Below are 15,166 nucleotides of genomic sequence, written 5' to 3'. Positions count from 1 at the left end.
GCACCGCCATGATCCACTGTCACGAAGCCGTCACCGCCGAACACCCAACGTGTTCGGCGGGACGTGCGAGAAGGGCCGGACCGGCGGGTATCCGCAGACCCGGCACCGGCATGCGGGCGCGCCATCGCGGCCCGGTGCGGGCGGTGACCGATCCGGCGACCAGGACGACCGCGACGAGGACGACAGGGAGGTACCCGTGCGGCGCGAGCGGCATGCCAGGCTTCCCTCTCACCCCTCCGCCGCCACGGCGCGCGATGGGCCGGCAGGCGATGCGTTCCGTGCCGCCACATCGGAGGGCGGCGCATCGGCCACGCCTCCCCCCGACGCCACGCCTCCCCGCGACGACGCTGCTTCCCCCGACGCCGCCTCCCACACCCCTGCCGCCGGCGCCGCACCCGACGGCACCACGGCGGAGGGACCCGCCGGCCGGAACCCGGCCCGGCGCGGGCGCCGTACGGGCCGAGCCACGGGTGGCCACGTCCCCGGACCGCGCAGTCCGGCCGGGTGGGCACTGTGGCGGCGGCCGCCGTGGTTCATCGTGTTCGTCGTCGTCGCCGAGCTCCTAGCGGTCGCCGGGGTCGTGCTCGCGGCAGCGTCGGCCGACACGCCGACGGTGACGGACTGGTTCCGCCTCGCACTGCTCTTCGCGGGTGCGACCGTCCACATCCAGCTGACACGGCGGCTGGAGGAGCGCCGTCGCAGCCGGATGCGGTCGGTACTGATCGACCTCAACGCGGTGTGGGTGTTCCCTGCGGTGCTGGTGCTGCCCGTGACACTGACCGTGGCGCTGATCGTCGCCGTACGCGCCCAGCGCTGGCTCATCGCGCGCCGTCCCGCACACAACTTCGTGTTCTCGACGGTGGCGCACTGTTTCGCGGCCACACTGGCGGCGACGCTGCACGGCGCACTCGGTCCCGCCGACTGGGATGCGCTCACCCCGGCCGCCTCGCTGCGCGAGTTCGCGCTGATCCTGCTCGCCGCCGCGGTCTACGAGGGAGTGCAGCTGGTCTACGTCGGCGGTGCCATCGCCCTCAGCGGACCGGCGCCGACACCGCGCGCGGTGCTGGGCAGCCCCGCCGACAACCTGCTCGAGGCGATCGCCACCGGGCTGGGCGCCGTCACCGCGGTGCTGCTGGTCACTCTGCCGCCCGCCGTACTGATCATGACCGCGGTGGCGGTGGTGTTCAACCGGCTCGCCGAGATCGAACAACTGCAGGCCGACGCCGCGAGCGACCCGAAGACCGGGCTGCGGAACATGCGCGGCTGGTCCGACGCCGCGGGGCGGGCGCTCAGCCGGATCCGCCGTGCCGACGGCACCCTCGCGGTGCTGATGATCGACCTCGACCACTTCAAGGAGATCAACGACACCTACGGCCACCCCGCTGGCGACGACGTCCTCGCGCGGGTGGCGGACGTGTTGCGCGAGGCCACCAGGCCCGCGGACATCGTCGGCCGATTCGGCGGGGAGGAGTTCCTGCTGCTGCTCCCCGACACCGATGCCGACGCGGCACGGCACGCCGCCGAACGCATCCGCGCGACCATCGCCGACCTGCACATCGACACGACCGACAAGCGCGGGTCACACGTCACGATCGCCGGGCCGACGGCGTCGGTCGGCATCGCCGTGTATCCGGATCACGCGACGACGCTCACCGGGCTCACCCAGGCGGCCGACGCGGCGGTCTACACCGCGAAGGAGACCGGCCGGGACGCCGTGTACCTGGCGGAGCCGGCGGACGGGTGACCCGCCGGGGTGGTCCACTCGTCCGGTGGTGTCGCGCTCCGCAAGCCTGCGCCGGGTGACGAAATCGGGTGGGCGGCGTCACCGACTCGCCCCACTTTCGGGGGTTACCCGGATATCCGCTTCACACCGACGCTGCCACCCTGGACGGCGATGGCCCACCCGACGACCACCGATTCCTCCGACGCGCCGGCGTCGCCGGCGCCGGCCGCGCCACCACCGCGCGGCCGGCGCGGGCGGCGCGGTCTCGGGCATGGTCTGGGCACGACCGGTCGCGTGCTGCTCCTGCTCGTCGTGGTCGTCGGGTTCGGCTTCCTCGCCTCCCGGTCCGCGCCGCCGACCGAGGCGGGTCAGCCCCACGGCGACGTGGCCATGGCGCAGCAGGCGGCGCACGCTCTGCTCGATCCGCGGACGGCCGGCCAGGCCCACGAGCTGCTCCCCGCGGACTTCAACGTAGTCACGGGTGCGGCAGCCGGCGAGGAGACCGCGCGGGACGGCACCGTGCGATCGGTGCACATCGACGGTGGATGCTCGGCCCCCTGGGGCGACGACGGCACGCGCTGGAGTTTCGACACGGCGTGCCGGGCACACGACCTCGGCTACGACCTGCTGCGCTACGCGGACACCAAGGGCCACCCGCTCGACCCGGCGTTGCGTGACGCTCTCGACCAGCGGCTGGCCGACGACATGCACACCACCTGCGAGGACAACCCGCGCGGCTCCGAACGCGCCTGTCACACCGTCGCCTCGCTGTACGCGGCGGGCCTGGACGTCAACTCGTGGCACCAGCGCTGGGGCCCGCCCACCGGTGAACCGATCGGACCGCTGCTGGCCGGGGTCGCCGCGATCGGCCTGCTGCTGGCCTTCCGGCTGCGGACGTGGCGGAGAAGCCGCCGGGCGCACCCGCGCGTCGTGACCGCACCGCCCCGACCCGCGGCACCGGCGAATCGGTGGACCCTGCTGGGGGTCGTCGCGATCGGCGCGATCGTGTTCGGCGAATCGGCCGTGGCACTGGCCGGGTGGGCCGGCGCCGACGAGGAATGGCTGTGGCCGGCGACCTGGCTCACCCAGTTCGCGTTCGTGTTCTTCTTCGCGGGCGGGCACGCGAATCTCGCCGACTGGCTCGGTGTCCGGAGCGCGGGCGGCGGCTACCGCGAGTACCTGGCGCATCGCACGAGCTGGCTGTTGCGGATGGCGCTGGTGTTCGCGCTGGTCGCGTTCGCCGTCCCGACGGCGCTCGAACTGATGGCGGTGCCGTCGTCGACCGTCGAGGTCGCGGTGCGCATCGCACTGCATCCGCTGTGGCTGCTCGGTGTCTACGTCCTCACGGCCGTGGCGGCACCGGTGATGCACCTGCTGCACCGCAGGGCGAGCGCGGTGACGACGGTCGCCCTCGTCGCCGCGCTCGGCGGGTTGGTGCTGGCCGCCGAGCGCACGGGCACTCCGGTGCTGGCAGGTCTCGCCGCCCTGGTCATGGCCCTCATCGCGCAACAGCTCGCGCTCGTCCACGCGGCGGGGCGGCTCCGCTCGCTCTGGCCTGCCGCTGTCACGGCCGTCCTCGGAACGGGTCTGCTCGCCGCGGGCGCGTGGCAGGGACTCGTCCCCGCGACGGTCCTCGGCACCTCCGACGGCCCGCCACCGCTGGCGGGGCCGGTCGTGCCGGTGCTCCTGCTCGGCCTGGTGCAGCTGAGCGTGCTGCGGCTGGCACGCACCCCGTTCGCGGCGCTGGCACGGTGGCCCCGGCTGCGGCTGGCCGCCGGGCACGCCGCGCGGGCACCCATGAGCCTGTACCTGCTGTACCTGTCCGGCATGATCCTGCTGGTCGCTGCCGTATATCTGCCGGACCTGCTGCCGTCCGGCAGTCTCCGGGTGAGCCTGGCCGTCGCCATGTTGGCCGTGCCCGCACTCGCCGTGTTCTGGTGGTTCGAGCGCCACGCCGCCCACCGGCCACCCACCGCACCGGCACAGTTGCCCACGGCCCGCCTGGAACGACTGCTCGCCCACACCGCCACGGCCGCCGGGGTCGGCTACGCCACGATCGGTGTCTTCGGGTTCGCGCTGTCCAGCTTCCGCGCGTTCGGCGACACACCGTTGCTGCCGGAGCTGCCGCTGGACCCGGTCCAGAGCCTGGTCCACCTGCTGCTGGGGATGTCGCTGCTCCACACCGTCCGCACCGGCGACAGCCACTCCCCTCGCACGTGGCTGCTCACCGCGCTGGCCTGCGTCCCGCCGCTGCTGTCGGCGACGGCCGGACACGGCGTGTTCACCGTGGGCGTGGTCGTCTACGCCGGGACCGGGGTGCTCGCCGTCGCCGCAGTCGTGGCTACCGTGTGGGCCGCGCGCCGGGCGTCGCGGCCACTGCGGTCGTTGTGGCGAACCCCGGCGGGTGGACCGGCCGGACGTTGACCCGGGGTTGCCCGAAACCCGACACCGGCCGCGTTCCGGGCGCACCCCGGCTGGCATGTCGTGTCCTGGGCCACAACGGGGCCCCGATATGCCAGGCTACGAACAACCTACGGTCGCACCGCCGCGTCCCACGGAAGGGCCGGATTCCGGTCGTCGTCCGGCTCTGCGGGTAGCCGGTACCGGAACCCCGGCACGCGAGCCCCACCGCGGGCCCGCAGACCGAGCGCGCAACCTGCGCCCCGTACGAGTCGAGAAAGGGAGCCGTCGGCGTGAACGAACCACCGCGGAACCCGTCTCAGGGGCACGGTCCGCAGCGGCCGTGGCAGCGCGGCGCCGACGGTGCCCGTGGCGGCCCGCACGGTCCGGGACAGCCGGGGCCCCGCGGACCACAGGGGCCGGGGAACCCGCCGCGGCCCGCGGGACCGGAGCACCCGGCCGGCAGGCCGGAACAGCCCCCGCGGCGACAGGGGCCGCCTCCGCCGCAGACAGCGCGCGGTGGCCCCGCTGAAAGCTCCCAGCGCCGCCCTCCCCCACCGGGCAGGCAGCGGCCGCCCGCAGCGTCGTCGGCCACGGGGTCGCGCACCCCGCCGCCGGGGAAGGGTGGCGACCGGCCCCGAAACGGCCGGCCCGTGCCGCCGAACCGGCGTCGCGGGCTCATGGCGCCGAAGGTCGCGCTGGCGATCGTGTCGCTGCTGGTCATGTCGCTCACCGGGTACGCGTGGGCCGCGATGCAGGGCCTGGTGAACGGCCTGACGATGGCCGATGTGATCGACGACGGGCCGAAACCCGCGGACGGGGCGCGCGACATCCTGCTGGTCGGGATGGACAGCCGTACGGACGCGCAGGGCAACCCGTTGCCGAAGAAGATGCTGGCCAAGCTCAACGCCGGGGTCGCAGACGGTGAGCTGAACACCGACACACTCATCTTCGTGCGGATCCCGAACGACGGCAGCAAAGCCACCGCGATGTCGCTGCCGCGGGACTCGTACGTCGACATCCCCGGCTACGGCAAACACAAGATCAACTCCGCGTACGCCAGGGCGAAGTCGGATGCGCGACAGCAGTTGCAGGCCGAGGGCGTCTCCGACGAGTCCGACCTCGAGGTCCGCAGCAACCAGGCGGGCGCCAAGAAGCTGATCGAGACGGTCGAAGGCGTCACCGGCGCGTCGATCGACAACTACGCGTCGATCAACCTGCTGGGCTTCCACGACATCACCAAGGCCATCGGCGGCGTCGAGGTGTGCCTCAACCAGCCGGTCGACGACCCGTACTCGGGTGCGAAGTTCGACGCGGGCAGGCAGACGATCTCCGGCCACCAGGCGCTGGCGTTCGTCCGGCAGCGGCACGGCCTGCTGCGCGGCGACCTCGACCGTGTCGTGCGTCAGCAGGTCTTCATGGCCGGACTGGCCAGGAAGGTGGTCTCCGCGGGCACGCTCGCGGACCCGGCGAAGCTCAACGGCCTCATCGATTCCGTGCAGAAGTCGGTCGTGGTCAACAAGGGCTGGGATCTGCTCGGGTTCGCCCAGCAGCTGCAGGGACTGTCGGCGGGCAACATCGAGTTCACGACGATCCCGGTCGCCAACCCCGAGTACGAAACCCCGTCCGACGGCCAGGCCGTCCAGGTCGATCCGGCGCAGGTGCAGTCGTACGTGCGTGAACTGGCTGGACAGAAGAACTCGGACGAGTCGTCGAAACCGGCGCCCGAACCGTCGAAGATCACGGTCGACGTGCTCAACGGCTCGGACATCACCGGCCTGGCCGGGAGCGTGTCGGAGACCCTGACCTCGGCCGGATTCGGCCAGGGCGAGGTCGGCAACACCGATCCCCGCACCACGACGGTCGTACAGGCCGCCGAGGGTGAGAAGGCGACGGGCGAGAAGGTTGCCGAGACGCTCGGCGACGTCTCGGTGGAGACGAACGCCTCGGTGCCGGCGGGTCAGGTCCAGGTGCTGCTCGGCCCGGACTACGAGGCTCCGGCCAACTCGGGCGGCGGTGCGGCGCCGGGCAGTGCTCCGGGTGGCGCGCCGTCGGGACTGCGGGCGCAGGCACAGCCCGAGCCGAGCCAGCAGCAGCCCGGGGACGAGCCGATCAGCGCCGACGGCGTCACCTGCGTGAACTGATATCCGGCCGAACACACGCCGAGTCACACAGGTGAGATCCATTTACACGGGGTGAGCCCGTTCGGAGGAATGCGATCACCCACACGGACTAAGTTGACCAGGAGAGCGAAACTTTTTCGCAGAGTCGCGTCAGCACGACGCTCCTCCGCACTTTCACTCGGGTGAAGGACGCAGCGCCGGGGCACCCGGCAGATGATGCGGGCAGGGGACGAGGAGTGCTGATCGACGCGGACGCCTTCCAGCGCGTCCTGGGGGAAGAACTGCGCAAACTCAGAAGGCAGCGCGGTTGGACGAGGAAAGAACTGAACGAGCGGCTGCAGAGCGACATCTCCCTGCAGACACTCGCCACCTACGAACTGGGCACCCGGCACTGTTCCGTGGTGCGCCTGGTCGAGCTGTGCATGGCATTGGGGGAACCGCCGCAAGACCTGCTCGCACGGGTGCACCGCCGCGTGTTCGGCGACGATCCCGGACAGGTCAGGGTGAACCTCGCCGGCGTCGTGGCCGATGACAGCCCCGGGCTGGCACCACTGCGGCGCTGGGCCGAGGACCGGCTGAAACAGTCGAACACGCCGGAGATCCAGCTCGACCGCTCCGCGGTGGAGCGCATGGCCGAGCTGTGCCGGATGCCCACGGCGCAACTGCTGGCCAAACTCGCCGAGCTGTCGTCGAACCCCGGCACAGGTGAACGGACCGACACCGGCGGCGGCCGCACCTGAGCCGCGGACCGTCCGGGCGCCCGCCGAAACGCGAACGGCCGGGTGACGGGAGGTCCCGTCACCCGGCCGCTACGCGTCGTCTGCGCCCGGGTCGCCTGCACCCGGGTCGGCTGCACCCGCGCCGCAAGAGCCCGGTCGGATGCTCACGCTCGCGGGGACGTCACTTCGTCAACGTGTAGTCGCTCGGGTCGAGCTTGCGGGTCTGCATCCAGTACCGCCAGGTGAAACCCGGCCAGACGGTGCGGTTGACGCCCTGCGAGTCGAGGTACCAGCTGGTGCAGCCACCGCGGCTCCAGATGCCACCTTCGAGTTTGCGCTGGATGTCGGTGTTGAACTTGTCCTGCACCTCGGGCCGCACCTCGATCGCCTCGGCCTCCTTGCGCTCGGTGTACTCGATGGCCTCGGCGATGTAGCGGATCTGCTGCTCGATCATGAACACGACCGAGTTGTGCCCCAGCCCGGTGTTCGGGCCCAGCAGGAAGAACAGGTTCGGGAAACCCGCGACCGTGATGCCCTTGTGGGTCTGCATCCCCTCGGTCGCCCAGAGCTTGCCCAGATCCTGCCCCCCGACGCCCACGATGTTCAGGTGGTCGAACGCGTCGGTCACATGGAAACCGGTGCCGTAGATGATCACGTCCGCCTCATGCTCGACACCCGCCGAATCGATGACGCTGTTCTCGGTCACCTCGGCGACCCCGTCGGTGACGACGTCGACGTTGTCGCGCTCCAGCGCCGGGTAGTAGTCGTTGGAGATGAGCACGCGCTTGCAGCCCATCACGTAGTCGGGTGTGACCTTCTCCCGCAGTTCGGGGTCGCGGACCTGCTTCTTGACGTGCCGCTCGGCCACCTTCTGGGCGAGCTTCATGATCCTCGGGTCGCCGTTGAACCCGACGGCACGCATCTCGAGCATCCAGTAGATGGCGCTGCGGTAGAGCCGCTGGACACCGGGAACGCGCGCGAACAGCGTGCGGACCCAGCCGGGCATCTTGCGGTCGGGCTTCGGCATGATCCACGGCGGCGTCCGCTGGAACAGCGTCAGCCGGTCGACCTCCTTGGCGATCTGCGGCACGAACTGCACCGCGCTCGCCCCGGTACCGACTACCGCGACCTTCTTGCCTCGCAGGTCGACGTCGTGGTCCCACTGCGCGGAGTGGAACGCGGGCCCCTGGAATTTCTCGGCGCCGCGCAGTTCGGGGATCTGCGGGATGTGCAGGGCGCCGACACCGGCGACCAGGTGCTTGCCGACGAACTCGTCGCCGCGCGCGGTGCTCACGTACCAGCGACGGTTCTCCTCGTCCCACCGAGCGCCGGTCAGTTCCTGGCCGAAGTGGATCGAGCGGTAGAGGTCGTACTTCCTGGCGGTGGCGCGCAGGTAGTCCTGGATCTCCGGCTGCCGGGAGAACGCCCGCGACCAGTCGGGGTTCTGCTCGAACGAGAACGAGTACATGTGCGACTGGATGTCGCAGGCGCAGCCGGGATAGGTGTTGTCGCGCCAGGTGCCGCCCACCTCGTCGGCCTTCTCGATGACCACGAAGTCCTCGCGCCCCTCCTGGCGGAGCTTGATCGCCATCCCCATGCCGGAGAACCCGGTCCCGACGATGATGACGCCCGCCTCGATGCGGTTGCCCATGCGTGCCTCCAGCCGCTGTCTGCTCCCGTTGCCTGTTACCGCGAGTCCACCTTACTCGAAGTAGGTTACTTCCGGTAGCATAGGGCTGTGAGTTCTACGGCGAAAGCCCCCGACACCACCGAGGCCGCGACCGGGCCGGGCCAGGGCAAGCCCCGCAAGCGCATGCCCCGTGCGCAGCGCGAGCGGCAGATGATCCAGGTCGCCGAGGCCGTGTTCGCCGAGCGCGGCTACACCGCGGCCTCGATGGACGAGATCGCGGAACGCGTCGGTGTGTCGAAGCCGATGCTCTACGAGTACTTCCACTCGAAGGAGGGCCTGCTCGTCGCATGTATCCGCGAGGCACGTGCCGAGCTGCGACGCGTCACCGAACAGGCCGTCGCGAACTCCCCCACCGGCGAGGAGGCGCTGCGGCAAGGACTGCGCGCGTTCTTCGGTTTCATCCGCGATCGCAAGCAGGCGTGGCTGCTCGTACGCCACGAGGCGAGCCTGGTCGGCACGGCCTCCGAGGAACTCGAGACGACCCGGCAACAGCAGACCGACCTCATCGCCACACTTATGGGTGATTTCACAGACCCCGAGACAGCACGGTTCGCCGAGGAGTCGGGACTACTCCAGGCGGCTGCGGAATTCGTCGTCGGCGGATGTGAACGGCTGGCGATCTGGTCCGAACAACGCGACGACCTCACCCCCGAGATCGTCGCCGAATACGCCGTCAACCTGCTATGGGGCGGACTCGCGCAAATCGCCGGCCGTTGATGGAAATTCACCGGCTCCGCTCACACCGTGGCGCTCCGTGACGATCCCGACTCCGACACTGAGACCGTTCTCACCCTGCGTAATTCCCGACACCGGCTCGTATTGCTGTGGGCACCTGTTCGTTACACAATTCCAGAACGGCGCCGGGTTGCCACTCGATCGTGTGGTCAACGAATCGGCGTCATAGGACGACGGCGGGGGCGTCCTGCACAGTGAGACCTGCCGTTGGGAGAGGGGTGAGGACAGTGGCGCAGCCGATCACTGCGGTGTACGTGCGCGACGAGGACGACTACACGGTCACGGTGGCCGGCGACGGTCAGGAGCTGACCGACAAGGCTCCGGGCATCATCGCCGCGCGCGACCGTGCGGATCAGCTCATCGAGAAGATCGCACCGAGGACCGGGGGCGAGGACGACCCGACTGTCGTGCATCTGCTCAACGGCAGCGCGTTCGAGTTCACCTCGGCGTACATGACGGCACGACTCTCGCGTGCCGAGACCGCCGACCAGGCCGAGTCCGCCGACACCGCCGAGTCCGCTGACACCACTGGCACCGCTGATACCGAGGACGACGACACCGCGTCCACGGCCGAGGCGGCGACCGGCGAGCCGGACAGCGACGAGACCGAAAGCGCCGAGGGCGACGTCGCGGAGTCCGGCGAGGCCACGGAGTCCGGCGAAGCCACGGCCGACGCCGCCGAAACCACGGCCGCCGAAACCGAGTCCGAGGAGGTCGCCGCCGAGGACGGCGAGGCCGCCGTAGCGGAGTCGGCAACCGCGGAGGACGACGAGGCGGCGGCCGAACCGGACAGCTCGACGAGTTCCGCCAACGGCGCGACCGCGCAGGGCAGCGTGCCCGGCAGTGGCGTCCCGCGCAAGGAGATCACCAAGAGCCCGGACGCCGCCGCGGACTCCGACGACGAGTCGGACGAGGCGACCTACGCGACGGCCACCAGCTCGGCCGCCAGCTGACCGGAGCGAACTCGCCCCACCAGGACCGGCACTCGAAACCAGCACGCCGACGGTCCCGCGCCCGATGCGCGGCCGTCGGCGTGCTGTGTGTCAGCGACCCAGTGTCGGTAACCCAGGTATCAGTACCCCAGGTATCGGCGCCCCGGCCGTCAGCGGCCCGGGGAGGCCTCAGTGGCCCGGGCGCCGGCGGCGCCCGGGTGACGGCGGAGTGTCAGCGGATCAGTTTGCGCACCAGCAGCACCGCGATCAGCGCGCCGGCGCCGATCAGCGGGAACTTCACCTTCGGCTCTTCGAGTTTGGCCTGGACGCTCGTCTTGGCGTTGTCGGCGAGCCGCTGCGGGTTGGCCCTCACCGCGAGCTGATCGATCGTGCCGGCCAGTGCCGTGCGAGACCGCTCGATCTCGCGTTCGATGGCGTCCGGGTTGCGAGCCACGTGTCCTCCTCGCTGAATGCATGCATTGCGCGCAGGGTGTCACGGTAGATCACGATGCACCCCGAGGGCGCACAGGCCACGCCGAACGTGACCGGGACCGTTAAGCTACTCCCCCGTCGGGCCCGTAGCCCAATCGGCAGAGGCACTAGGTTTAGGTCCTAGCCAGTGTGGGTTCGAGTCCCACCGGGCCCACTCGACGGACGCACATGCCCTGCCGGCCGGTAAGCAGTGCGACCACGACGAACCGGCGTCGACCCCGATGCGGCCAACGCACCCGCGATCACGGCGTGGACGAAGGACTACTGGTCCGCACTGCACCCCACTTCGGCGGGCGGTGCCTACGTCAACTTCCTGATGGACGAGGATCAGGACCGTGTCCAGGCTTCCTACCTGGGCAATTACGACCGGCTGAGCCGGATCAAGCAGCGGTACGACCCGGATAACCTCTTCCACGTCAACCAGAACATCCACCCCTCGGCGCCCTGACCGGAGCGCGGGCACGGTCACCACCTCTCCAGGCCGCGACCGTGCCCGCACCGCAGCGATCCCGCTGCCCGGTGGTGAAGATCCGCCGCATCGCGTGAGGGAACCGGTACCGGTCCGGCTGTGTCCCAACGGCTGGCCCGGTTGCCACGCCTGCTCGCCTACGACGATCCGGTCGCCACGTCTACCGAAGGGCGAAACCCGATCCGCGACCGGGAGCGCCGGACGAGTGTCGACCGGCATCGCGCCGTGTCACCGGACCCACCTGGTCCTGCCGGCGCGCGGTGGGCCGGTGACGAGGGTGTCGTGTCATCGGGTCACGTCCGTGTGCGCGGGCGCGTCATCGGGGATTGTCCACTTCGCGTAGTGCCGAGCGCAGCTCAGGCGGACAATGGATGTCCGACCCGGTTCTGGGCGTCCCGACAGTGGAGGCGTGGGCAATGCGCAACCGGTACACCGACTTCCTGGGGTTCCTGTGGTTCCTGACCCTGGGGTTCTCGGCTCTGGCTCTGGCGATAGCCGTGGGGCTGGTGTTCGCGGCGTGGAGCCTGTTGTTGTGAACGAGTCGTCGCTGGGGTGAGCACTACGGCGTGGTGATCGGTCTTGGCAATCGACACTCGGGGCGTGACGGGTTGCGCTCGGTCGCCGGGGTTGCAGTGCCGGTGCGGGCGTTGTCATCGCCGCTGTACTTCCACCACGACAACGACACCGAGCCCCGCCCGGCGAGTCGAGATGCCGATCGTCGATGTGCGCCGCGCCGCCCGCGAATACCTGACGATCGGGCAGCGGCCGACCGCTACGCTGCCGAAGGTCGCGGCCACGCCCGGTGCCAACCCCTGTCCTAGCCGGTGTGGGTTCGAGTCCCACCGGGCCCACTCGACCGAACGGACCCGCCGTCGTCCCGGCTGAGCACGGTGCACAGCGCGGCCGAGAGCTCGGCGGCACTGCCCACACCCGTCGCCCGCCACGCGATGAACCGGTCGGGGCGGACCAGGGACGCACCCGCCGCCCCGATGCCGTAGGCGGTGAGCCACTCCCCCTCGTCCAGCAACTGCGCCCGGAGCGGCACCGCCAGGTCGTCGGCCACGCGTTCGGCTGCCTCCGCCCATGCCGGCGACGCGGTGAGCAGGACGAATCCACGGCCGAAGACGTCGAGGGCGGGCACGCCGTCCCGCAGCCACACGTGCGGGGCATGGGAGCCGGGGCGCCCGGTGGGCTGCGCGGGATCCTCGAGCAGCCCGCCGTCGTCGGCGGGCTCGGCCGCGATCGCGCCGCCGGGACAGCGGTACCCGAGCAGTTGCTGCTCGGGCGGCACGAGCGGATCCTCCGTCCCGTCGGCCTTGTCCGGCGCGGAACGAACGATCATGTTCGCGTACTGCTGCGCGGCGATGAGGTCGCCGTAGGGGCGGCGTTCGGTGTCGTGACTGTCCAGCAGGCCGGGGCCCGCCCACCCCTGCAACACGGCGGCGAGCTTCCATGCGAGGTAGAACCCGTCCATGACGGCCGTGTTGCCGCCCTGCCCGCCGTGCGGCGGCATCGTGTGCGCGGCGTCCCCGACGAGATGCACCCGCCCTGCGGTGAAGGTGTCCGCGACCCGGTGTGCCAGTCCGGTCCCGACCCGGTCGACGATCGTGACGTCCAGGTCGTCGACGCCCACCACCGCGCGGACCCTATCGACGAGTTCCGCGTCGGTGTAGGACTCCGGACGGTCACCGGTGTCCGGGTCGTAGTCGAAACCCATCACCCACCGGCCGGGCTCGTCGGTACTCACGAAAACGTTCCCGCCCGGGTTGCCCTGCAGGTAGAACAGCGCGAAATCCCGCCCCTGCACTAGCTCGTCGAGCTCGGCCCTGAACTGCACCATCACCGAGTGCCCGAGCGCGCCCCTGCCGTGGGTTCCGACACCGAGGGCCTGCCGGATCGGACTTCGCCAGCCGTCCGCGGCGACGACGTACTGCGCGGCCACCGTGTACTCGCCCGAGGAGTCCCGCACGCGGGCGCGGACGCCGTCCCCGTGCTGGTCGAGGCGGAGCACCTCGGTGCCGAACCGTACCTGCGTGCCGAGCTCGCGCGCCCGGTCCAGCAGGATCGGCTCCACCTTCTCCTGGCTGGCCATCGCCATGGTCACGGGCGTGAGGTGCGACCAGTCCGGCGGCTGTTCGCCGACGATCTCGTGCAGGGTGCGGCCTGCGACGCTCTCGGCGATCACGATCGGCATACCGACACTCAGGTCGTAGCCCGCCTCGCTCACCCGCTCGGCCACGCCCGCGATGCGCAGTGCCTCCATCGTGTGCCACGACTGTCCGCGCGCCTTCGGCTGATTCGACGTGGCCGGATGCCGTTCCACCACCAGCGCGGGTATGCCGTGCAACCCCAGGAACATCGCCGCCGAGGCACCAGCCAATCCGGCTCCGACGACCAGCACGGGAACGCTCTCCTCGGTTCTCATCCACCCCTCCTGTCGAACGCTGTTCGTTCTACGAACACCGTTCTACGAACGGACGGTGTTCGCGTCAATCGGGGATCGCCCCTAGGGTGGCTGCGTGAACGCGCCCCTGCCCCCTCCGCCGTGGCGGCGCGCCACGCGCACGCCACGCCGGCAGCTGACCACCGAGACGATCGTGGACACCGCGCTGTCCGTGCTGTCCGCCGAAGGACCGGATGCCGTGACGATGCGCCGCATCGCCCACGAGCTCGACACGGGACCCGGCTCGCTGTATGCGCACGTCCAGGACAAGCGGGAGCTGCACGAGCTGATGCTGGACGCCGCGATGCGCGTCGTCGAGACGCCGGAACCGGACCCGCAGAACTGGCGCACCCAGCTCAAACAGCTCTGCCTGGAGCAAGCGCGGGTACTGACCGAAACCCCCGGCATCGCGCAGATCGCGATGGAGACGCTGATCCCCACTACCCCGGGGATCCTCGTCGCGATGGACGGAATGCTCGGAATCCTGCGATGTTCCGGGATCCCCGACGACCGCATCGCCGCAGCCGGTGACATGCTGGCGCTCCACGTCACGGCGTACGCCTACGAGGCGAGCCTGTGGCAGTCGCCCAGCGGGCAGTCGGACGAGGCGCACCGGCGGCTCGGACAGATCGGCGACTACCTGCAATCACTGCCCGCCGACCAGCTGCCGAACCTCAAGGCGATGAACCACGCCATGCCCCACGGCACCGAACCGGACCACTTCGAGTTCGCCCTGGACGTGTTCATCGCCGGACTGGCCGCCCACGCCGACGTCCGGCCATGAACCCGCACTGCCCTCGCCGATGATCGCCGTCGCGCGAACGCCACCGGCCGGGTGCCATCGCCGCCCCACCGTCGCCGGGTTCCGCACGGTCCCGGCACACCCCGGCAGCCGCGGCGGGGTGCCCGCACCTGCGCGACCCCACCCGCAGCCCGGTGGTGAAGATCCGCCGCATTGCGTGATGGAACCGGTACCGGCCCGTGTGCGTCGGTACCATCAACGCCGTCTCGTTTTCGGGAACAACGTGCGCGCATGTGGGGATGAACCCACCGGCCTGCGCGGTGGTTCACACCGGCGTCGGCACGGCGCGGACATCATCATGGGGAGAGGTCACACATGAGCCGCCAATTCGATCCGGATCACATCGCCGAGCTGGCCTCGAAGGTCGGCCGGCTCAAGGACAACTTCAGCAAGGCGAGCACCGATCTGGGCGACGGCAACCCCGGTGGGGCCTTCGGTGATCTGAACAACGCGGCGAGCGCGGGCAAGACGATGCAGCACTTCTACAACGGCGTGAACTCCGAGCTGAGTGCCGCCGCGAACCTCGTCGACGCCGCGTCCCAGGCGCTGAGCAGCGCCGCCGAGCGCATGCGGACCGACGAGGACGAGGGCGTGCACACCTTCAGGGGCAACGACCCCGAGCTGGCTTGATCGGATCG

General features: G+C 70.6%; 13 protein-coding genes and 1 tRNA gene. 11 read left to right on the top strand and 3 right to left on the bottom strand.

Features of this window, described 5'->3' with window-relative positions; genetic code table 11:
* Positions 1-511 precede the first annotated feature (511 nt).
* The 4 genes from LY40_RS26400 to LY40_RS17375 all read left to right on the top strand — a co-directional run bounded on the left by LY40_RS26400 (position 512) and on the right by LY40_RS17375 (position 6,986).
* On the top strand, positions 512-1,744 hold the full coding sequence (locus LY40_RS26400; RefSeq protein WP_258937494.1) for a GGDEF domain-containing protein: 1,233 nt from the start codon (positions 512-514) through the stop codon (positions 1,742-1,744).
* 273 nt (positions 1,745-2,017) lie between these two features.
* Positions 2,018-4,147, top strand: a complete 2,130-nt coding sequence (locus LY40_RS17385; RefSeq protein ID WP_258937439.1) for a phospholipase A2 — start codon at positions 2,018-2,020, stop codon at positions 4,145-4,147.
* A gap of 656 nt (positions 4,148-4,803) precedes the next feature.
* Positions 4,804-6,267 carry an LCP family protein gene (locus tag LY40_RS17380; protein ID WP_258937438.1) on the top strand — a complete coding sequence of 488 codons (1,464 nt, stop codon included), beginning with the start codon at positions 4,804-4,806 and terminating at the stop codon, positions 6,265-6,267.
* Between the two features lie 215 nt (positions 6,268-6,482).
* A complete protein-coding gene (locus LY40_RS17375; protein ID WP_183784766.1) occupies positions 6,483-6,986 on the top strand; it encodes a helix-turn-helix domain-containing protein in 504 nt (167 codons plus the stop codon).
* 160 nt (positions 6,987-7,146) lie between these two features.
* On the opposite strand, the gene LY40_RS17370 is transcribed toward LY40_RS17375, so the two are convergent.
* Positions 7,147-8,616: a flavin-containing monooxygenase gene (locus tag LY40_RS17370; protein ID WP_258937437.1), complete on the bottom strand. Its 1,470-nt coding sequence runs from the start codon at positions 8,614-8,616 to the stop codon at positions 7,147-7,149.
* A gap of 162 nt (positions 8,617-8,778) precedes the next feature.
* On the opposite strand from LY40_RS17370, the gene LY40_RS17365 reads away from it, so the two are divergent.
* Both LY40_RS17365 and LY40_RS17360 read left to right on the top strand, forming a co-directional pair.
* Positions 8,779-9,372, top strand: coding sequence for a TetR/AcrR family transcriptional regulator (locus LY40_RS17365; RefSeq protein WP_183784767.1), 594 nt, complete (start codon positions 8,779-8,781; stop codon positions 9,370-9,372).
* A 245-nt stretch (positions 9,373-9,617) separates the two neighbouring features.
* Positions 9,618-10,343: a hypothetical protein gene (locus tag LY40_RS17360; RefSeq protein WP_228725939.1), complete on the top strand. Its 726-nt coding sequence runs from the start codon at positions 9,618-9,620 to the stop codon at positions 10,341-10,343.
* 211 nt (positions 10,344-10,554) lie between these two features.
* On the opposite strand, the gene LY40_RS17355 is transcribed toward LY40_RS17360, so the two are convergent.
* Positions 10,555-10,776: a DUF3618 domain-containing protein gene (locus LY40_RS17355; RefSeq protein ID WP_183778257.1), complete on the bottom strand. Its 222-nt coding sequence runs from the start codon at positions 10,774-10,776 to the stop codon at positions 10,555-10,557.
* Between the two features lie 118 nt (positions 10,777-10,894).
* Between LY40_RS17355 and LY40_RS17350 the strand changes: the two genes are divergently transcribed.
* The 3 genes from LY40_RS17350 (at position 10,895) to LY40_RS17340 (ending at position 11,819) form a co-directional block, all read left to right on the top strand.
* Positions 10,895-10,968, top strand: a tRNA-Leu gene (locus LY40_RS17350).
* Positions 10,969-11,004: 36 nt separating this feature from the next.
* The gene (locus LY40_RS17345; protein WP_258937436.1) at positions 11,005-11,262 is read left to right on the top strand and encodes a BBE domain-containing protein; all 258 of its coding nucleotides are present in this window, start codon (positions 11,005-11,007) and stop codon (positions 11,260-11,262) included.
* A gap of 392 nt (positions 11,263-11,654) precedes the next feature.
* Positions 11,655-11,819 carry a hypothetical protein gene (locus LY40_RS17340; protein WP_183778264.1) on the top strand — a complete coding sequence of 55 codons (165 nt, stop codon included), beginning with the start codon at positions 11,655-11,657 and terminating at the stop codon, positions 11,817-11,819.
* Positions 11,820-12,100: 281 nt separating this feature from the next.
* On the opposite strand, the gene LY40_RS17335 is transcribed toward LY40_RS17340, so the two are convergent.
* Positions 12,101-13,708 (bottom strand): FAD-dependent oxidoreductase, encoded by a 1,608-nt coding sequence (locus LY40_RS17335; RefSeq protein ID WP_258937435.1) that lies wholly within the window; start codon positions 13,706-13,708, stop codon positions 12,101-12,103.
* 94 nt (positions 13,709-13,802) lie between these two features.
* On the opposite strand from LY40_RS17335, the gene LY40_RS17330 reads away from it, so the two are divergent.
* Together LY40_RS17330 and LY40_RS17325 are read left to right on the top strand one after the other, a co-directional pair.
* On the top strand, positions 13,803-14,510 hold the full coding sequence (locus LY40_RS17330) for a TetR/AcrR family transcriptional regulator (protein WP_258937434.1): 708 nt from the start codon (positions 13,803-13,805) through the stop codon (positions 14,508-14,510).
* A gap of 333 nt (positions 14,511-14,843) precedes the next feature.
* Complete coding sequence (locus LY40_RS17325) at positions 14,844-15,158, top strand: hypothetical protein (RefSeq protein ID WP_183778270.1); 315 nt, start codon at positions 14,844-14,846, stop codon at positions 15,156-15,158.
* Positions 15,159-15,166: the final 8 nt, after the last annotated feature.

The organism is Prauserella salsuginis (genome assembly GCF_024648885.1).
Taxonomy (GTDB): domain Bacteria; phylum Actinomycetota; class Actinomycetes; order Mycobacteriales; family Pseudonocardiaceae; genus Prauserella; species Prauserella salsuginis.
Note: the sequence above shows the minus strand (reverse complement) of the source record. Positions and strands in the feature narration are given on the sequence as shown.